This is a genomic window from Paenibacillus sp. NPDC058174 (genome assembly GCF_042883865.1).
In the GTDB taxonomy this organism is placed as follows: Bacteria; Bacillota; Bacilli; order Paenibacillales; family Paenibacillaceae; genus Pristimantibacillus.
This window is the reverse complement of record NZ_JBHVUY010000002.1, coordinates 77,525-96,523: the sequence shown is the minus strand read 5'-3', so window position 1 is coordinate 96,523 and position 18,999 is coordinate 77,525. Positions and strand designations below refer to the sequence as shown.

The window sequence follows — 18,999 nt, the reverse complement described above, 5'->3', positions numbered from 1 at the left end:
TAAAACCCCCTCAAGAAATTAATTGTACCCGGGAAAGTATAAAGGGGGTTTGTCAGATAAAGTCGTTCATTATGTGGAGTTATAGTAAAGGCGGCGAAAATTGTCGTATTTTGAGGATTTTTAGCTAAAAATCGCATTATTCCTAGGGAAATGATAGAATAAAAAGAATGATCTAACGGAATCGGAGCACCGCAGAGGGGGATTCGCCGCAATGGCGAGCAATACAATTATTGCTAGTAATCGATTTTTCATTTTTGCCATCCTTTTACTCGTCTTGGGTGTCACCCTCGTCTGGAGACTGTTCACTCCAGCAGCGTACGCGCCGACAGCCGGAGATGCAATCATTTTGCATGAGAATGAAGGCGTATATAACGTAAACAATCAGATGGAATTTCTTGTGGATAAGAGCGGGGAGCGGACGCTTCCCGACATTCAATCCCCTCAAGTTAAAACGCAATTTCAGCCTGCATCCGGGAAGTCTGCATTCGGCTTGACCGCCGGGACGTACTGGATCCGAACGACGGTAATCAATGAATCTCCGCTTGAGCAATGGATTATCCGGCTGAATAATTCAGTTATTGAACAGTTTGATATGTATATTATTCACGGTCAATCTGACAGTCCTATGAACTCCCAAATAGTCGGCAAAACCGACGAGCATTTCTACTCCTATTACTTCCAGCTGCCTACGAATGATTCTATGACTATTTATATGAGAGTCGTCATTAACGGCTCCATGATTATTCCGATCGAGCTGATGGATAACAATACGTTCCTTGGCAAGCTGAAAAACGAATATATATTTTTCGGCATCTATTACGGATTTGTTCTGTTGATGGCTGTCTATATGTTATCCCTGTATGCTTTCAACCGCATGTCGGTTTATTTGTATTATTCGTTATACATCATTTGCTTCAGCATATCGCAGCTCGTGTGGAATGGACTATTGCAGCAATTTCTCGGAGCGGATAGCCAGGCATTGGCGAGCTTGCTTCGTATATTCGGCAATCACGAGAGCATTGATTATTTCTTCTTTAATCTGGCGCTTTGGTTCGTCGTCTTGTTCCTGAACAAAATCCTTCAAATCGAAGTCTACGCTCCGCGCATGATGATCGTGTACCGGACGCTAATCATTATGTCTCCGATTGTTGTCGCAGCTTCGTTGTTCCATTTGCCGGGCTATGAAATACTCGTTATTTTATACGAATCCTTGTTGGCATTATTGCTTGTGATTAGCACGTTTTGGTGCATGTACAAAGGAAATCTGACAGCACGATATGTCATTCTCGCAGCAATTCCTTTCCTTGGATTGGCTGCTCCTACCATATTGAATACGTATAGCCTGATGCAGGAGAGCTTTCTAACCCATTATGGTTTTCAATTTGGTTCAATTGCCGAGTTCCTCATGTTCTCCATTGCATTGTCCTATCAGATCAGACAGTCTCGTCTGGATAAAGAGAATGCCGTTCAGGAGATGAAATTAAACGAGCAAATTCAACAAGCGCGCAACGAGCTGCTGCAGAACATCTCCCATGATATACGTACGCCGCTTACAATCGTGCAGGGCGGCATTCAAGCGATGATTCATGGTATCGAGATTGAGCCGGACGGGAATGACAGCATGCTGAAATCGATGTACGGCGAAGTGCTCCAGATCAACACGTTCATCGATCAGATGTTTGAACTCAGCCTGCTGAAGCAAACTCACGAAACGTCAGAGCTGGAATCCGTTCCATTCGCGGAATGGTTGGCAAGCCAATTGGATCCGCTCCAATCCTATATTCACATGGCGGGGCTTCAAATCAAATGCTCTGTTTCGGCCGATCCGCAAGCAGTCGTCAAGATTCATGCGCATCAGATCAAGCGCGTACTGACCAATCTCGTCAACAACGCGTGCAAGTTCTCGCCGGCCGGAAGCACCATTCATTTGTCAGCCAGCTCGAATAAGGAGCATGTACGGGTATGCGTGCAAGATGAAGGAAGAGGCATAGCTCCGGAGCATCTTGATTCTATTTTCAACCGGGCCTATAAGGTAGACCCGGCTGACCCTAAGAGCGGGAGCGGCCTAGGGCTCGCCATTGCGAAAGAAATTATTGGACTTCATGGCGGTACCATTGGGGTGGAAAGCGAACAGGGCCAAGGCAGCCGTTTTTACTTTAAACTGCCTATCGATACTTTTACAAAGAAATAAGCAATTGAATCTGCTTCGATTACAATGCTAAAATAAGACGAATTGTGCAGCTTTTTGTCAGAAAAAGGGGTAGGTGTATGATGGACTCGAAGGTCATATTGGTAGTCGATGATCATCCAAATTTCCAGAAGCTTGTAACCGCATTCTTGGTTCGAGAAGGCTATGTCGTCCGCAATGCGCTGAATGCCGCACAGGCGCTTGCTCAGTTGGAGCTCGAGGAACCAGATCTCATTTTATTGGATATCCAGATGCCTGATATGGATGGGATTGAATTTTGCAAGCATATACGAAATCAATACCACCGCCCTATCTTGTTCATTACCGGCACCAAGCAGGATGCAGACAAGGTTAGATCCTTGCAAGTCGGCGGCGACGACTGCATTGTGAAGCCGTTCGATCCGCTGGATCTTGTACTGCGCGTCAAAGCTAATCTGCGTTGGAGTACTTTGCTAGAAGGTAAAGATAACAATGACAACACCAACATTTTGAACTTTCCCGGACTACAGATCAATCTCGAACGTAAGATGGTCCTGCTGAACCAACAGCCTGTTGAATTGCTGGCCAAAGAAATGCAGCTGCTCATTGCATTCGCCAAGCAGCCCAATCAAGTGTTTGATCCCGAACAGCTGTATCGCCTCGTGTGGAAAGACGAAGTCAATTATGCCAAGGAAACCGTCAAAGTCCACATTCACAATCTGCGCAAAAAAATTGAGAGCAACCCGGCAAAGCCTGTGTATATCATTACCGTGAACCGTTTAGGTTATAAGTTTAATCCTTATGGTGCGGTGCCGGCTCAATAATTGAACATACTGCCAGCTAAAGCCTTATAATTCCTAATGGCCGTTTACTGCGCGCGATAAATGCGATTAGCGCAAGTTGAATAATCGTCACAATAATGTACAAATTCAAATGCATAAACAGAAATAATAACGGTGAAAGAGTGGCCAGTGAAATGGCTACCCAACGTTTTGTTCCTTGACTTAGCATTTCATGATTTAAAAACAAATAGATCGCGATAGCGGCAAAGGTTGCTGAAATGAAAATAGTAAAGCTGCAAAGAAAATAATTAAACTTAATCCACCAATTATCCCCCTGCATAACATAGGCTCCAGCAAACAGAACATACATTGTAATTGTTGCGAAAAGTATGATCGGCCATATTGGCGCATTCAGCCTTTTTATATAATTCAACCAATCCCCACTTTCCTCCGTCACCTTATCTAATTGCTTGCTAAGTTTATCCACTTCATTAACCGTTAAGGCTTGCAGAGAATACAACAGCGACGGATCAAAATTTTTATAATAATCCCGAACTACTGTGCGCTGCATATTCGTCAGATGAGAACCGCACTCCCCCAGTAAGGCATACATCTGTTGTTTGCTCTCTGGACTGTTAAGATGCAGCACACTTGCAATACTTAATTCCAGCTTCGTAAACAGCCCCTGCTTCAATTGAATGATCTTCAGCTTCTCCTGCTCTTCATGGTCGATCATATTTTTAAACTGCTTGTACATCCATACCAATATGGTGCCCACGATTGATATGATAAGTGTTTCTGTTGAATTCGCCTTTAAGAATGCCGCAATCTCTGCCCACATCGCTATGTCCGCTCCTATTTCTCTTGATTAATTAATATAGTACAGTTCTACGCCCTCATCTGATGATCATTTAACTCTTGAACGGTCTCCTCTACCGTAATATTCCATATTCAGTTTAAGATATCCTTCGACAAATAGTGATTCGAAGTCCGTTTCTTCGAGGCGCATAAACAATTGAGCTAAAAAATGCTTAAATGCTTCAACACAAAAAGGCTGCCATTCAGCAGCCTTTAATCCATAAATCAATTTTTAACCCTCGCTACCAGCAGCGCTACTGTTCCTCATTACCGAAGGAGGAAGCCCGTACTTCTTCTTCCATACTTTCGAGAAATGCGAGACATTCTCGAAGCCTGTTGCCATGCTGACTTCTGTAATGGATAGTCCGGAATGCGTCAGCAGTTCCTTAGCCTTCTCTAACCGGCGGTTTCGAATCCATTGGAATGCAGGCTCATTATAGATCCTCCGAAATTCCCGCTTAAAGGTTGATAAGCTCCTGCCGGACAAATACGCCAAATCCTGAAGCGATACCGGATTTAATAAATTCTTCTCCATCACCTCTACAATGCTTGTTGGACGCGGCTGCCTGAGCTGCAGCAATTGGTTCAGCAGCCCTTGATCCGCATCCAATATATCGAATAAAAGCTCCAGCATTTTCATCTTAATCAGCTCATCTTGAATGCCCTCCGGCTTATCAAAATAAGGCTTAAGTGATGCCATATAGCTTAACAAACGTTCATTCACCGAATGAACCGCAGTTGGAGCAGGCACTTCCCCATGCATAGAAGGAAGACTGGAAATCTTCACAAACTCATGCAACAATTCATCCTTCAGAAAGAACATCATATAATCCAAAATCTTTCCCGAATCCTCTACCCCATACTTCTCATACTCAACGACGATGCCCTTATGCAGAAGCAGCATTTCGTTTTTTCTCACCGTATATTCCTGATCACCGTATCTAACGATGTAGATCCCTTCCAGAACAACTAACAGAACATGATCCTGCAAATACATCCGGCCAGTCTTAACATCAGAATAGGAGCATGCCCCCATGACCGACAATCCTTTCATCCGCAGCATGCCAACGCTGGACAGACCCTGAGGCATTTTCACAGCCTTGCTAATCACTGACCCCATTCGTCTCACTCCTTATCTGAATACAAGATAACATGAATGCAGCCAGACAATCCAACAGGAATAATAGCAGCAAGAATGAGCCGAATTGACAACTATATTGAGCTTCATGACAAAGCTTTAACACCTTGTCTCCGTTATTATGAGGATAGCAGCAGAGCATATTATACGTCGCTGGCACAGATACTAACAATATGACAAAAGGGTGAGGATATCATGGAAAAAGTAATATCACTTGAAGAAATTGCAGACCGTTATGCGATTCGCGATCTTGTTGATGCCTATGCATATTGTGCGGACACAAGAGATGCTGAAGGTCAAATGGCGCTATTTACGGAGGACACTCTTTTCCGAGTATATATGGATGAACGTCTTGCAGAACCATCCCAAGTCGTTACTAGCAGGCAGGATCTGGCCCCAATTTTTGAAAATTTAAATACGTATGACTCCACGATGCATTTTAATGGTCAAAGCACAGTGGTCTTATCTGGTAATACGGCTGCTGGAACCACCTATTGCTTTGCCCATCATCTAACGATTAACGGCGAAGACAAAAACTTGATGGTAGCAGCTATTCGCTATTACGACGAGTTCGTAAAAATTAACGGTAAATGGTTTTTCAAAAAGAGAGATCTTAAAGTTGCTTGGGTTGAAACGAAGCCGCAAAACAGCTAATTACCCGCTCCATAGGAGATAAATGCAAACACCTTCAAGAGACTGCTTCCCTATCGTAAAATGTGGAAGTCAGCAGCTTTGAAGGTGTTTGTCCGTTCATTGATATTGAAACAATTATACGCGAGTAGACGTGTAACGATTGACGGGACGCTGCAGCCCTAGATGATCACGCAGCGTTCGTCCGGTATACTCTGTGCGGAATACCCCTCTGCGCTGCAGCTCAGGAACAACCAGATCTACGAAGTCTTCCAGTCCGTCCGGCAGATGCGAGAACGAGACGTTAAAGCCATCCGCTGCCCCCTTCAGGAACCATTCCTCCATAATATCGGCGATTTGCTCCGGCGTTCCAGCAATTGAGCGCTTGTTCGTTACCCGCTCATACAGCTGGCGGAGCGTCAGCCCTTTATCCATTAGAGCGAGGATGCCCTTAAGAACGGTTTTGCTTTGGTTAAATTGATCAAGATCCGGCCGGAACGGCAGCGGTTCATCCAGCGGATAGCCCGAAACATCCTGACCGAGATGATGAGACAGAATATCCAGACCTAGCTGCGGCGGTGTTAAGCTCTCAATGAGCGCTTGCCTCTCCTTCGCTTCCTCCTCAGTCCGGCCGATAATCGGCATAATGCCGGGCAATATTTTCAGATCATCACGGCTTCTGCCGTACTTCGCCATTCTCCCCTTAAGACTCTCATAGAACTGCTGGCTTGCCTGCAGTCCTTCGGCTGAGTAGGAGCTTACAAGGGCGAAGACAACCTCCGCTCTAGCTGCTGCCATATCCATGCCTGCCTCTGAGGCTCCCGCTTGAACCAGTACGGGATAACCTTGCGGAGGTCTAGCCACATTAAGCGGACCCTGCACCTGGAAATGGCTGCCTTTGTGCTGAAGCGTGTGCAGCTTATCCTTATCTGCGAAGTACCCGCTCTCCTTGTCCAGCAGCAGCGCATCATCCTCCCAGCTGTCCCATAGCCCTTGCGTAACCTCGACGAATTCCTCGGCCCGTTCGTATCGTTTGGCATGCTCCAGATGCTTCTCCCGGCTAAAATTGCGCGCTTCCTCATCCGTTTGCGACGTTACAATATTCCATGCGGCCCGTCCATTGCTGAGATAATCCAGTGTCGCCAGCTTCCGTGCGATATGGTAGGGCTCATTATAGGTTGTAGATATTGTCGCTGCGAGACCGATATGCTCCGTAGCAACAGCCAGCGCCGAGAGCAAGGTAATCGGCTCGGGACGAATCGTATTGGCATGACTGATGCCGGATTCGAAGCGATCCCACACATACAGCTCATCTGCATAGAAGAACATATCGAATTTTCCGCGCTCGGCCGTCTGAACGATGTTCTTATAATAGTTGAAATCAAGCAGTCCTTGCGGATTCGAATCCGGATGCCTCCAGCTTGAGATTTGTCCTCCTGCCGGGTAAAACATCATCGCCCCAAGCGCCATTTGCCGTTGCTGCTTGCTCATTGTATTAGCCCCCTGTCACGTACTGATCGTATTAAATCGTCAATCGGCTATAGGTTTGTCCTAGCTTGAGTAACGACTAACCGGCCGAGTCAAACCTAGCGTATCCCGCAGCGTGCCGCCAGGATATTCCGTACGGAATAGTCCTCTGCGCCGGAGTTCAGGAAGTACCAGCTCGACAAATTCATCGAGACCTCCAGGGAGGTGGGCGAATGGCATAATGAATCCGTCTGCCGCCTCTTCTCTGAAGTAGGTTTCCATCACATCCGCAACCTGCTCCGGCGTACCGGCAAAGCAGTTGTTGTAGATGGCTTTGAACAATTGACGCGGCGTCAGCGGCTCTTTCTCCAGCAGCTGAATAACACGGGCTATTCGGCTCTTGCTCTGATTGTTATTTTCCTGACTAGGAATGAACGGCAGCGGCTCGTCCAGCGACAGATGAGAGATGTCCTGGCCCAAATAATGCGACAACAAATCCCGGCATAACGGATCAGGAATCAGGTCGCCAATAATCTCAAGCTTCTCTTTGGCCTCAGCCTCTGTTCTCCCGACAATCGGAATAAAGGACGGCATGATTTTCACTTCATGCGGCTCCCGCCCGTATTTGGACAAGCGTCCCTTCACATCCTGGTAGAACGCCTTTGCATCCTCTAGCGGAACGAATGGCGAGAATACAATCTCAGCCGTTCTTGCTGCCAGCTCCTTGCCCGATTCGGAAGCGCCTGCCTGAACCAGAACCGGATGGCCCTGCGGCGGACGGGTTACGTTAAGCGGCCCGCGTACCTTGAAGAACTCACCGGAATGCTTCAGATAATGCACTTTCTCAGGATCTGCAAACTCCCCCGATTGCTTATCCAGTACGATGCTGTCCTCTTCCCAGCTGTCGAACAAGCCCAGCGTAACATCGACGAATTCGGCTGCCCTTCTATAGCGCGTGCTATGCTCCAGATGCTTATCTTTATTGAAGTTTTGCGCCTCTTCATCCGCTGAGGAAGTAATCACATTCCATGCAGACCGGCCTTTGCTGAAATGGTCCAGCGTTGCCATCTTCCGGGCAATATGATACGGCTCGTTGTACGAAGTAGAAATCGTAGGCGCAAGTCCGATATGCGTCGTAACGGCAGCCAAAGCAGCCATTAACGTAATCGGCTCCGGGCGGATGCTGTTGGCCCCGCGGATGCTGGAATCATAGCGATCCCAGACATACAGATTATCCGCATAAAAGAACAAATCGAATTTGGCGCGTTCCGCCGTCTGAACGATCTTTTTATAGTAATCGAAATCCAGCACTTGCGAAGCGTCAACCTCCGGGTGCCGCCAGCTGGATATGTTCTCTCCCGATGGATAGAACATCATGGCGCCAAGTGACATTTGACGGTTATGATTGCCCATATGCTTGCTCCTCCCAACCATTAATCAACTATTTCACAAAGCCTTTCTGCTTCAGCCATTCCTTAACTACATCCTCCGGCTTCTTCTGCTCAGCGTCGATCTGTCTGTTCATCTCTCGAATAGCCTCGAGTGAAACTTTGTTGCTCAGCTTGTTGAGCACTTCTTTTAGTTCTGGGTGTGCTTCCAGCGTCTCTTTGCGAACGAGCGGTGCAGCATAGTAAGGAAGGAAGATATGTTTGTCATCCTCCAGAGGGACGAGATTATTCACCTCAAAAATACCTTTCGTAGCAATTGTGATCATGACTTCTGCTTCTTTGTTTTTAAGAGCCTCCAATTGCAGCGACGGGTTGGAAATGCCGACAAGCTGCTTGAAGTTAAAGCCATACGCTTCTTTAACCAGTCTATATCCGTCCGGACGGCTGGACTTTTCGATCATCGGGTCTGCTGCAAATCTCAACTGGCTGGAATGCTCCGCTAATTGAGTAAGGTTCGTAATCCCGTATTGATCGGCTACTTCCTTACGCACAGCAAATGCATACGTGCTGTCAAAGCCTAGTTGATCCAGCATGATCAAATTTTGCTGCTCTTCCAGCATGGTTTTCACCTTGTTATATACCGCGTCAGGATCACGGTCCGGCTCCTGCTTCAATATGTTCATAAGAGCGGTGCCCGTATATTCCACATAGGCATCAACTTCGCCCTTCTTGATTGCTTCCCAAAGAATACTATTATCGAGCTTCACCGTGTCTACTTTAATTGAAGTATTTGCTTCCACTATCTGCTTAAGCAGCTGCTGCATAACATTGGACTCCGTATTGCCTTTAGTTGCGATAACGATTTTAGCAGGCTTCGCATTGCTGCAGCCCGCAGCAACAAGTACAAGGATCGTCAATAACAGAATACTTACGTACTTAAACTTGCGCCCTTGCGATTTTTGATCCACTAGCCTCTTAGATGTGTTCATGAATTTCTCTCCGCTTCCTAGTTATTTATTGGATTTATTCTTTCTTAGCCCTTTAGGCGTTAAAAGCTGATTAAGCTGAAGCAACCCGATATTGATGAGAACAACAAGCAAGGATACAGGGATTGCCCCTTCCAAAATCCGCGCTGTGTTCATATCATTAATCCCGGCCGTAATCACATCGCCAAGCCCGCCGGCAGCAATGAAGGTTCCGATTGTAGCCATACTGATCATTTGAATAGCCATGAGCCTTACACCAGCCAAAATGTAGCTTCGTGCGATTGGCACTTGGACCATCCATAGCAGCTGCCAATTGGACATGCCCATCCCCCGGCCTGCTTCAATCAGTGCAGAATTGACAGAAGTAATTCCCACATAGGTGTTCTGGAGTACTGGCAAAATGCCATAAAAGGTAAGCACGATAAGAGCCGGTTTGAAACCTATGCCAAACACAGGAACCATAAAGCCGAATAGGGCCAGAACGGGAATCGTCTGAATCGCAGAAACGACTGTAATAATAGAGTTTGCCAATTTTTTATGACGTGACAGATAGATTCCGAAAGGTATGGAGATCAGACAAGCCAATGCTAGAGAAAGAAGAGAGAGCTGGACATGCTCGAGCGTCTTTGCGAGAACTAATGGCCAATCCTCCTGTAACGTGTTCCAAAAATGATTCAAGCGATAACCTCCTGCTCTCGGCCAGCTTCTGCAACAAACCGTTCCGGTCCGATAAACTCGCGGACAAAATCGCTAGCCGGACTTTGCAGCAGCTGCACTGGCGAAGCCGTCTGCACGATCGCGCCGTCTTTCAGCAAGACGACCCCATCGGCAATCTTCAAAGCCTCATCAATATCATGCGTGACAAACACAATCGTTTTCTTCACCTGCTGATTCAGATGAATCAGCTCTTTCTGAAGCTGAATGCGGCTAATGGGGTCCAATGCGCTGAACGGCTCATCCATCAAAATAATCGAAGGATCAGCGGCCAGCGCTCTTGCCACACCAATTCGCTGCTGCTGCCCGCCGCTTAATTCATGCGGGTATCTATGCCGGAATTGCGACGGCTCCAGCCCGATTAACTGCAGCAGCTCCTCGATTCTGGCGGACTGCGCCTTCCTCGGTTCGCCTCTCAAACGGGGAACGAGCGAAATATTGTCCTCGATCGTCATGTGCGGAAACAGGCCAATCTGCTGGATGACATAGCCGATATTACGCCGCAGCTCCACAGGATCCAGCGAGCCAATCTCTGTCCCATCCAGCAAGATTTGCCCGCTCTCAGGCTCAATAAGACGGTTGATCAGTTTGAGAATCGTTGTTTTTCCGCACCCGGAAGGCCCGATCAGCGTTACAATCTTTCCTTTAGGAACCATTAAATCGAATTGGCTCAAGATAGATCCCCCGCCGCCATAGCTTTTGCTCACTCCTTTAAACTCTACAGCCGTACCGCTCATCATCTTCACTTCCTTTCTCCATAAAAAAAAGGTCTCATCTTCCCGTCGCAGCATCGCGATATCGCGTCAGCTGACAGAAAAATGAGACCTCCGATTGGTAGGGTAGACCTCTTAATTATTAAATTGTGATAACTAATAATCGTAAAATAATATTATATTCACTCTGATAGAATGTCAACAGTTATTCACTCTATTTTTATAGGTTTACTTATTTCACTTCAAAGAGTGCCCGTAATGAAGTTGATATATCCAATGTACAGCTTGAAGTCCACTTTAAGTCAAGTGGTCAGTTCTGCCAAATTGACGCGAATATACACATGCAGAAATTCGCATGCAAAAAAGCAGCCGCTGAACAAGCACAGCAGCCTCTGCTCTTGAGATATGGTTCAAGGCGATTACCGTTTGTACCGGAAACTCACCAAACGACAAAAATAGCCCCTTTAAAGGAGCTCTTTATATTGTTCTATCCAGTTGTATGTCCGTCTTATTTCACGCGAATAGCGACTTTCCCTTTTGCTCTGCCGGTCTCCAAATAGGCAAACGCTAGAGCCGTATCTTGGAAATCAAAGATTTTATCGATTACAGGCTTAATTTGATTGGCCTCTATCCGTTGTTTGATGGAGAACAAATCCAGCCCGCTGGGCTTCATATAATGATAGTGATATTCGACATTATTTTTTGCCGCTAATGCATTCACCCTTCTGCCTACGATGGAAAATAATGCTGTTTTCAATGGACCAAGCCCTGCTTCCCTTGCAAAATTGCCGCCGGGCAGCCCTGCAATCGACACCAGCTTGCCTTGAGGCTTTAATACGGTAAAAGATTTCTTCAAGACGTCCCCGCCTAGCGTGTCATATACCACATCGTAATCCCGAATGATATGCTCAAACTGCTCCTGCTTATAATTAATTATAAGATCGGCACCCAGCCGCTTTACCAGGTCATAGCCATTCTCGCTTGTAGTCGTAGCTACATAAGCCCCCATTGACTTAGCCAATTGGATGGCAAATGTTCCAATGCCGCCCGCTCCCGCATGAATCAATAGCTTTTGACCCTTTTGAAGCGCCATTACGCCTGTAAAAGCTTGAAAGGTTGTCAGTCCGATTAACGGAATGGAAGCCGCTTCTTCAAAGCTGATATTGTGAGGCTTCAACGAAACCTCGTCCTCATGAACCGAAATATATTCCGCCAGCGTACCAATCCGGCTACCGCGAGGTCTGCCGTATACTTCATCACCAATGCTGAATTTACTCACTTTAGATCCTATTGCCGTAACAACACCAGCCAAATCATGCCCCAAAATGAGCGGAAAATGATAGCTTTGTATCATTCTCAGCAGTCCATCTCTCAGCTTGTAATCAATCGGATTTAAGCTTGCTGCATGAATCTCAACCTGAACGTCATGCTCGCCGAGCTGGGGCAGCTGTATTTCTGCGAAGCGCAGCGGCTTTTTATAACCATCAATAACAATAGCCTTCATGACTGACAAATCCCCTCCCTGTTAACTTTAATCTATTTTATCGGCAGAACCACTTTTATCTCCCGGCGCGCGCTGCCACCGCGGTATACGGTGGTCGGTCTCAGATCGTATTTGTAACGTTAGTTTATATCATTATATCGTTTTTAAAAAACAAAAAAGTCATTGAATTCCAAAAGGATTAAACAAAAACCGCCCAACTTGCAACGGTTTTCCCTTTTGAGATCAATGACTTTATCTAGCAGAAGGTGACGATTATGGTGTTGCTCAAGCCTCATTTCGCTTGTCATACGCGTACAAGTCGGAGAGCAGTGACAGCCATTTGCCAGCAAGACCAACCCATACTTCCTTGTAGGTGGCATTGTTCATTTGCGGCCAGTACGGAATATCCTCGTTCTCGAAGGTTTGTACGCCTACCGGAATTTCGCCTACGATTTCTCCGCTAAGCACGCTGTACTGCTGGGCGAAGTTATAGCCCTCGCCGTACATCAGCGATTGACCGAACGGATTCTTGCCTACTACCCACTGCAGCTGACTTTCAGCAATCGAGATCAGCTCCCGGTCCTCAAGCAGCATGCCCGCCAAAGATGCGGCCTTGCCCGTAGACAGAACGATCGCTGTATTTCCCTTGAACGAGAACCAGACCGGAAACCGCTTCAAATAATAGTCGTCGTTCAGAGGGACGCCCTGCTTCAATTGCTCCGTATACCACGCTTTCGCTTCTTCTCCGACCAACAAATGCTGAAGCGCGAAGCTTTCGCGGTCCTCGTTCTCGTCCACGCGGTAGATGCCGCTTGAAATCATAGGATACGGCGCGGTAAAGGCGGTCAGAAACTTGATATATTCCCCGTAGCTTCGGACAGATTCCATCCAGTCTCCGCGCTTGGCATGCTCGGGCTGCGTCTTCAGAATTTCGTCGAAGGCCTGCAAATATAGATGCTCTCTAGCCTGGTGATTGAAATGCTGAACGACCTTCTTCTCCGGCGTCCGGTAGAAGAAGCCGGCTACGGTCTTGCCGTCGTCTGTTCGAATGCCGCTAAGCTCTTGCGAATCCATCACATAGTCCAAATGTTCGACAGCCTTGCCAGCATAGGAAGCTTCGCCAGTCAGCCGGTACTGGAGCGAAGCCGACCAGGAAGCGGTGGCCATGAACAAGCTTTCCGAGCTCATGTAGGTATGCTCCCAGAAGATTGGCTTCGGCGCGAAGCCTTTAAGCTCGAATTGCTCCACCGCATAGTTAAAGTCCTGAACCGCGCAGGCCGCTAATTTATCTCGAAGCAGATCCCCGTCTTCCATGAACATGGCGATCTGCGCTTCGATGCCGGAGAGGATGAAGTTTTCATACGGGTTGTTGTGTACGCGGGCCGTCATATCGTCCATATTGCCCATGATGCCGTCCGACCAGATTCGGATCCCTGCGCTTGTAGCCCGGTAGCCGTCGCCGAATCGGGTTTTCAGAATGAAGTCCACCCCCCATTCTCCCTCTTCAACAAGACGAAGGTACAGCGGATAGTTGCTCTCCTTCACCTGATGGGCAATCTCGTAGAGGGCGCTTGCCACCTCTGCCGTCTGCACCAGCTGCTGGGATACATCGCCCGCGTCATGCCATCCGCCGTTGAAAATGATCGTGCCGCCGTTATGCCGGGCAAGGATATCGTCATGGCAACTGCCATGAATGCCGTGTACCGGACAGCCGCAGCGCTCGCAATAGATAAAATTGACCGATTTCCAGATCGAATCTTCCCATCGGTCCGCCGCTGCGCCAATCTCGAAAGGTTTGGTCAGCAGCTCCCCGACCCGGACGATATACTTCCCTTTCTCCTTAAATGCGGAAAAGTCTACGACGGAGAAGCTGCCGATAGAGGTGCTTATATGATTAACGGGACCGGTGAACTTCACCTCTCCACTCTCGAGCTCGATAACGGTGAAAGCCGATGTCTGCTGCTCCGCCAAAATCATCGTTTTAGGCTGGTCCACACTGTAGCCGTTGTGTGAAAAAATGATATCCTTACTTCGCGGCTGCCACCCTTTCGAAATATTCGGGTAGGCAACCCTTTCCAGATAGACGTTGCGAATGAGATATTTCATCGTGTCGCCGCTCGCACGGTCTTTGCCGTACATATCGTAGCCAAACTCAAGCTCGGTAATCCCGTCCCGCGGCAGGTCTGGAATTTCCATCGAGCATGCATTCCACTGGCGATTTTTCAAATTAATAACATTGGACCCTTCCCGATTATAAATATCAGGGATTTTGATCTTGCCGTCATTTTTAATTTTTACTCGAATATGCGGGTTGGACATCCCGCTGCAGTCCGGGAAAATTTCGAACGAAATCCGGTTGAACCTCTCCCAGTTTTCATGCCCGAACGTCCGATAGATGCCTACATGCCCGTAAGTACTGTAATCTCCGTCGCTGGGCGAACCCTCCGGCCATGTATCCATGACAAACGGGGAAGTCAGTTGCAACAGCCCGCCTTCAAGCACGCTTGACGCCCCGAGTCCGCGATGTGTCCAGCGATCGCCCCCCGCAGCCCCATCGAGAATGACTACCCTGTCCAGTACTTCCTTCTTCAGGCTGTCCGCTTCCAATGACGCGCTCTCATCCACCTTGAGCGGTCTGTGAATCAGATTGGACCGTTCAAGCTCACAAGCTATTTTCGTTGCCATGATTTCGTTATCCCTCCCCCTGTTAAGCTTCCTGCATGGTCATTGACCGTATAGCGAGCCTTGAGGCACCCTTCAATCCGATAAAAGCCTCGTCAATCGTTGACTTCTTCACGCCGTTAACAACGAAACGCATCGTCTTCGCCTGCAGCCGGGACTGCAGCTTATCCACAAACCAGCTCCCGCTAACAACCCCGCCGCCAAGCACGACAGTGTCCGGATCGGAGAAGCGGACCATATTCATAATCGTATCTGCTACAGCCTGCAGCGCGGTATCTACAACCTCTATGCAGAGCCGGTCGCCTTGATCGTAGCCTGCAAAAATCTCTGCGACGTCTACGCGGCCCTCGTTCGGAATGACAATGACCGAATCGGGATAAGCCGGCTTCAGCGCAACGATCCGATTGTGCATCCCGAGACCGGAAGCGAGCGGCTCCACGCAGCCCTTTCTTCCGCATACGCATTCAACATCGCTATTATTATCTACGACATGATGCCCAACTTCGCCTGCATTGAAATGCCCGCCAATAATCGGCTTGCCGTTTACTACGCTGCGCGCAGCAATCCCCGTACCGATATTCATATAAATAAAATTGTCCGAATAGGTGCCGCAGCCCCATTCCTGCTCCGCAAGCGTTGCGCAATAGACATCGTTGCCGATTGTGCACGGCAATGCGAACCGCTCGCCGATTCTCCGGGCGAGCTCCATCGGCCGGCTTCTGGATGGATCGATTTCAAACCAGATACCCTCGCTCGAATTGACCCGTCCTACTACACCGATACCGATTGCCGCTGCTTCGCGCTGCAGTCCCACTTCCTTGATGTAATCTTCGAGAGCTGCCGTTAACGTCTCAAACGCTTGTTCTTGCGATACTACCTCTGATTCATAAACCTTGCTTCCGAGCACTTCGCCGCCTAGCGAAACTTCTCCGATCAGGATTTTGGTTCCTCCCAAATCAATAGCCAGTACAGACTTCTCCATGGTGTTTCCTCCTGCGAATGCCCTGTTTTAAGCGTCATCCTGAATGAACTCGACGAGCTCGCCGCCGGGTGCGCGAACATAGGAGAAGCTCAAGCTGACGATTTCACCCGAACGAGTTGGAATATTGCTATGGCGCGGAACGCCAAGAGGCGTTGCCCCCGCAGCCACAGCCCGACGTACCGATTCCTCGATATCCGCTGTGCGAACAGCCAGATGCTCCCACATTCCATCGATGAATTCTCTTTTCGTTTCGTAGATTTCCAGAAAATCTCCGTCACCCAGATCCACAAGCACCGCATGATCCTCTTCTCCGTCCTTGCCCCATTCCACTACAAAGCGCGCGCCAAGTCCTTCCATATAAAACTTGACCGTACTTTCTATATCCTTCGTCTTTAAGCAAACATGATGGATACCCTGCTTTTTAGTTGTCGTATACATCGTCTCAGCTCCAATCAAAAATAACGCATGGTTTCGTCAATGCACCGTCGGCGATCCCCGCATACACTTCTCCGCATGCGCTTGGCGCATAGCTGTCATAAATATTCTCGACCTGAATCAGCCCATCGCGAATCCATTCCATGGCTTTCCTGATGCTGCCGGTATTGCTGTTGGGATGAAACTCCGAAGAATGCCGCGGAAGGGACCACTCCCAGCCCGAATTAACCTGAACGTATCCGTAGAAAATGCTCCGCAGCAAATCATGCGCGAACTTATCAGTCGAACGGAACCATGGCACGCCGACCAAATAAAGCTCACCGCCCTTGCGCAGGTTGTCAAGCAAGGAATACACCGCTTCCTCCCTGCCTGAGCAGTCTATCGCCAATCCGGCGGTTCCTTTCAATAGCGGCACTTCTTCCGGCGAGGCATGAACATGTCTCAACCCGCAAGAGCGGGCGGTTTCCCTGCGGCCCTCGTTCGGATCGAAGGCATAAACCTCATAGCCGCAGTGCTGCATGACTTGAGCGCACATGAGGCCCACGATGCCAAGTCCCGTTACCATAACCGATTCCGTCGGACGGATTCTGGAATGAATCATAGAAGTCATTGAGACGGCCGGGAATCGGCCGATTACGGCATGCTCCGGCTTCATTCCCTCCGGCACGGGAATATAATCATTGAATTTGACCCGGCTGTACGCCTGGTGCGGGGACAACGCAAGAACGCGTTCGCCCGCTTTCACATTCGTAATCCCTTCCCCTACCTCGAGAACCTCGAGAATAGCGGCATAGCCGGTCTCTACCGGATACTTCATTCCCCCGGTATAGTCCTTATAAGCGCCCATCTCCGAGCCGTTCGAAACGAGCGATACGATCGTTCGTCCTATAATTTCATCAGTTGCAAGCGGCGACGGATCCCAATCGCACTGCACAAGCGACGCTTGCTGCTTGCCCGTAAATCTGATCGCTTGATTTGTCTGTATCACCGTAACCTCTCCCACTGGCCTATTAGCCTTTAAATGTCACATCTATACTCTGCTAGATTCCTCTGTCTTCAGCCGCCTGAAGCCGGCTCAACTGCTCCATCATTCCGGCATAACACCGTTCTGTGCCATCGAACTGAGGATACTCGGTCTCCGATTCATGCTCTACGATCAGCCACTCGGTTCCCGAGCGAATGCATGCCTCAAGAATAGACGGCCAGTCGTTGTCATCCGCAGCGCTGCCGATGAAGGTCTCGTGACCAAGCTTGTGAGAGAACGGCTTGCAATGCACAAGCTCTACTCTGCCCGGATGATCCCCAATAACCTGAGCCGGATCGGCCTCCGCTTCGATGCAATTGCCCGTATCCAGCTCTAGGATGACGCCGGAATCAGTATGTTCACTAAGAATCGACCACGGTGTCAGTTCTCCGAAATGCGTATCGAACTCATGCGCATGGGTATGGTAGCCGATGCGGAAATTCCGCTCTTCCGTCAGCTTCGCAAGTTCGTTGATGCGGGCTGCGTACTGTACCCACACCTCCGCGCAATCCTCGCTCTGCTTATGTCCGATTTCCCAAGGCCCGCCCAAGGCCGGGATAATAATACGGGTCGTTCCTGCACGAGCATGGTAGTCCAGCGTCGCTTCAATCGTATCCGCCTGCAGCAATTTCCACTCCGTATGCCAGCCGCAGTTGACGAGTCCGATTTCCTCCAGCAAAGCTTTAATCTTCTCCGGTTCGTAACTGAACGGGCCGTAGAATTCCACCCCGTCATAGCCGATAGCCTTGACTCTGCGCAGCGTCGACTCCAGATCTCTCTGAAACTCCTTGTATACCGAATACAATCCTAATGCAACCGATATCAAACCCACCGACACATCACTCCCTTGTTATACGCTAGCTCTGCCGAACAGCCCAGTCCGCGCCGTTCTTCATGAGCTGAATCATCTGAGGATGACCGAGCGCTTCCGGATTATGCCCCGGAGTCAGCGCCACAACTTTGCCTGCCCCAACCCCATGCGCCCATCCTCCTGCTGCCGTCACATGCTGGGAAGTGCTGAACAGAATCACATCAGTTCTTGTCGTGTCCACTTGACAGTAATAGTGCTCGTCAAGAACGGTAAACGGCTCAATGCCCTCGATAATCGGGTGTTTGTAGCTAGTCACCGGATTATTCGTCACCTCTACGTGGTAAGGAGAATGCTCGACGAAGCGGCCGGAATTCAGCTCCATATAGAACGGGCTGTCCGGCTCGATGAGGACAAGCCCTGCATGTATGAACATCATGCCCATGCCGCTGCGCACCTTCTGGACAATCTGAAGCTGCTCTTCCGGAGTCAGATTTTCCTCGCCTTCGGGTCTTCCGTTCGTAAAGAACAGGGTCAGATCTGCCGCTTCCCCGGTCTCGATCAAATCTCTCGCCCGATCCGTGAGAATAACCTCCCACCGCTCCGCATCGAACACCTTCTCCATCACCGGATCGATAACTTCCTTCGGATGGTTAATATCATCGCGAATAATGTATACTTTGCTCTTCATAACATTACGCTCCCCGCTATCTTTTATAATGCCGTCCTCTCCCTTGCGGGA

At 48.7% G+C, this 18,999-nt stretch carries 17 protein-coding genes and 1 pseudogene; 3 read left to right on the top strand and 15 right to left on the bottom strand.

What is annotated here, in order from left to right:
- The first annotated feature begins 211 nt into the window (after positions 1 to 211).
- Positions 212 to 2,191, top strand: coding sequence for a 7TM diverse intracellular signaling domain-containing protein (locus tag ACFVVF_RS12140; RefSeq protein ID WP_387809313.1), 1,980 nt, complete (start codon positions 212 to 214; stop codon positions 2,189 to 2,191).
- A 77-nt stretch (positions 2,192 to 2,268) separates the two neighbouring features.
- Positions 2,269 to 2,991, top strand: coding sequence for a response regulator transcription factor (locus ACFVVF_RS12135; RefSeq protein WP_387809310.1), 723 nt, complete (start codon positions 2,269 to 2,271; stop codon positions 2,989 to 2,991).
- Between the two features lie 16 nt (positions 2,992 to 3,007).
- Here ACFVVF_RS12135 and ACFVVF_RS12130 read toward each other — a convergent pair whose 3' ends face one another.
- The 3 genes from ACFVVF_RS12130 to ACFVVF_RS12120 all read right to left on the bottom strand — a co-directional run bounded on the left by ACFVVF_RS12130 (position 3,008) and on the right by ACFVVF_RS12120 (position 4,927).
- Entirely contained in the window at positions 3,008 to 3,790 is a 783-nt protein-coding gene (locus ACFVVF_RS12130) for a hypothetical protein (protein WP_387809308.1), read from the bottom strand.
- A 66-nt stretch (positions 3,791 to 3,856) separates the two neighbouring features.
- On the bottom strand, positions 3,857 to 4,036 hold the full coding sequence (locus ACFVVF_RS12125; RefSeq protein WP_387809305.1) for a hypothetical protein: 180 nt from the start codon (positions 4,034 to 4,036) through the stop codon (positions 3,857 to 3,859).
- Between the two features lie 3 nt (positions 4,037 to 4,039).
- Positions 4,040 to 4,927: a helix-turn-helix domain-containing protein gene (locus tag ACFVVF_RS12120; protein ID WP_387809302.1), complete on the bottom strand. Its 888-nt coding sequence runs from the start codon at positions 4,925 to 4,927 to the stop codon at positions 4,040 to 4,042.
- A 213-nt stretch (positions 4,928 to 5,140) separates the two neighbouring features.
- Here ACFVVF_RS12120 and ACFVVF_RS12115 point away from each other — a divergent pair, with 213 nt between their 5' ends.
- Positions 5,141 to 5,599, top strand: coding sequence for a nuclear transport factor 2 family protein (locus tag ACFVVF_RS12115; RefSeq protein ID WP_387809299.1), 459 nt, complete (start codon positions 5,141 to 5,143; stop codon positions 5,597 to 5,599).
- A gap of 114 nt (positions 5,600 to 5,713) precedes the next feature.
- Here the strand turns inward: ACFVVF_RS12115 and ACFVVF_RS12110 are convergent, their stop codons facing one another.
- From ACFVVF_RS12110 to ACFVVF_RS12055, 12 genes and pseudogenes are all read right to left on the bottom strand, one after another.
- A complete protein-coding gene (locus ACFVVF_RS12110; protein WP_387809296.1) occupies positions 5,714 to 7,066 on the bottom strand; it encodes an LLM class flavin-dependent oxidoreductase in 1,353 nt (450 codons plus the stop codon).
- A gap of 60 nt (positions 7,067 to 7,126) precedes the next feature.
- On the bottom strand, positions 7,127 to 8,455 hold the full coding sequence (locus ACFVVF_RS12105; protein ID WP_387809293.1) for an LLM class flavin-dependent oxidoreductase: 1,329 nt from the start codon (positions 8,453 to 8,455) through the stop codon (positions 7,127 to 7,129).
- Positions 8,456 to 8,483: 28 nt separating this feature from the next.
- Complete coding sequence (locus tag ACFVVF_RS12100; RefSeq protein WP_387809290.1) at positions 8,484 to 9,419, bottom strand: glycine betaine ABC transporter substrate-binding protein; 936 nt, start codon at positions 9,417 to 9,419, stop codon at positions 8,484 to 8,486.
- Between the two features lie 21 nt (positions 9,420 to 9,440).
- Complete coding sequence (locus ACFVVF_RS12095) at positions 9,441 to 10,094, bottom strand: ABC transporter permease (RefSeq protein ID WP_387809287.1); 654 nt, start codon at positions 10,092 to 10,094, stop codon at positions 9,441 to 9,443.
- A gap of 38 nt (positions 10,095 to 10,132) precedes the next feature.
- A pseudogene (locus ACFVVF_RS12090) lies at positions 10,133 to 10,867 on the bottom strand (ABC transporter ATP-binding protein); the annotation flags it as partial.
- 484 nt (positions 10,868 to 11,351) lie between these two features.
- Positions 11,352 to 12,347, bottom strand: a complete 996-nt coding sequence (locus ACFVVF_RS12085; RefSeq protein WP_387809284.1) for an NADP-dependent oxidoreductase — start codon at positions 12,345 to 12,347, stop codon at positions 11,352 to 11,354.
- Positions 12,348 to 12,611: 264 nt separating this feature from the next.
- The gene (locus tag ACFVVF_RS12080) at positions 12,612 to 15,011 is read right to left on the bottom strand and encodes a glycoside hydrolase family 9 protein (RefSeq protein ID WP_387809281.1); all 2,400 of its coding nucleotides are present in this window, start codon (positions 15,009 to 15,011) and stop codon (positions 12,612 to 12,614) included.
- A 22-nt stretch (positions 15,012 to 15,033) separates the two neighbouring features.
- Positions 15,034 to 15,990, bottom strand: coding sequence for an ROK family protein (locus ACFVVF_RS12075; protein ID WP_387809278.1), 957 nt, complete (start codon positions 15,988 to 15,990; stop codon positions 15,034 to 15,036).
- 27 nt (positions 15,991 to 16,017) lie between these two features.
- A complete protein-coding gene (locus tag ACFVVF_RS12070; protein WP_387809275.1) occupies positions 16,018 to 16,428 on the bottom strand; it encodes a VOC family protein in 411 nt (136 codons plus the stop codon).
- A gap of 4 nt (positions 16,429 to 16,432) precedes the next feature.
- The gene (locus tag ACFVVF_RS12065; RefSeq protein WP_387809272.1) at positions 16,433 to 17,413 is read right to left on the bottom strand and encodes a zinc-binding dehydrogenase; all 981 of its coding nucleotides are present in this window, start codon (positions 17,411 to 17,413) and stop codon (positions 16,433 to 16,435) included.
- A gap of 52 nt (positions 17,414 to 17,465) precedes the next feature.
- Positions 17,466 to 18,281 carry a sugar phosphate isomerase/epimerase family protein gene (locus ACFVVF_RS12060; protein WP_387809270.1) on the bottom strand — a complete coding sequence of 272 codons (816 nt, stop codon included), beginning with the start codon at positions 18,279 to 18,281 and terminating at the stop codon, positions 17,466 to 17,468.
- 25 nt (positions 18,282 to 18,306) lie between these two features.
- Positions 18,307 to 18,948 (bottom strand): ThuA domain-containing protein, encoded by a 642-nt coding sequence (locus ACFVVF_RS12055; protein WP_387809267.1) that lies wholly within the window; start codon positions 18,946 to 18,948, stop codon positions 18,307 to 18,309.
- Between the last annotated feature and the right edge of the window lie 51 nt (positions 18,949 to 18,999).

What these genes read in the sequence shown, in the direction of transcription:
- ACFVVF_RS12140 (WP_387809313.1), top strand. Translation starts at nt 212, where the DNA reads ATGGCGAGCAATACAATTATTGCTAGTAATCGATTTTTCATTTTTGCC.
- ACFVVF_RS12135 (WP_387809310.1), top strand. Translation starts at nt 2,269, where the DNA reads ATGATGGACTCGAAGGTCATATTGGTAGTCGATGATCATCCAAATTTC.
- ACFVVF_RS12130 (WP_387809308.1), bottom strand. Translation starts at nt 3,790, where the DNA reads ATGTGGGCAGAGATTGCGGCATTCTTAAAGGCGAATTCAACAGAAACA.
- ACFVVF_RS12120 (WP_387809302.1), bottom strand. Translation starts at nt 4,927, where the DNA reads ATGGGGTCAGTGATTAGCAAGGCTGTGAAAATGCCTCAGGGTCTGTCC.
- ACFVVF_RS12115 (WP_387809299.1), top strand. Translation starts at nt 5,141, where the DNA reads ATGGAAAAAGTAATATCACTTGAAGAAATTGCAGACCGTTATGCGATT.
- ACFVVF_RS12110 (WP_387809296.1), bottom strand. Translation starts at nt 7,066, where the DNA reads ATGAGCAAGCAGCAACGGCAAATGGCGCTTGGGGCGATGATGTTTTAC.
- ACFVVF_RS12105 (WP_387809293.1), bottom strand. Translation starts at nt 8,455, where the DNA reads ATGGGCAATCATAACCGTCAAATGTCACTTGGCGCCATGATGTTCTAT.
- ACFVVF_RS12100 (WP_387809290.1), bottom strand. Translation starts at nt 9,419, where the DNA reads ATGAACACATCTAAGAGGCTAGTGGATCAAAAATCGCAAGGGCGCAAG.
- ACFVVF_RS12085 (WP_387809284.1), bottom strand. Translation starts at nt 12,347, where the DNA reads ATGAAGGCTATTGTTATTGATGGTTATAAAAAGCCGCTGCGCTTCGCA.
- ACFVVF_RS12080 (WP_387809281.1), bottom strand. Translation starts at nt 15,011, where the DNA reads ATGGCAACGAAAATAGCTTGTGAGCTTGAACGGTCCAATCTGATTCAC.
- ACFVVF_RS12075 (WP_387809278.1), bottom strand. Translation starts at nt 15,990, where the DNA reads ATGGAGAAGTCTGTACTGGCTATTGATTTGGGAGGAACCAAAATCCTG.
- ACFVVF_RS12070 (WP_387809275.1), bottom strand. Translation starts at nt 16,428, where the DNA reads ATGTATACGACAACTAAAAAGCAGGGTATCCATCATGTTTGCTTAAAG.
- ACFVVF_RS12055 (WP_387809267.1), bottom strand. Translation starts at nt 18,948, where the DNA reads ATGAAGAGCAAAGTATACATTATTCGCGATGATATTAACCATCCGAAG.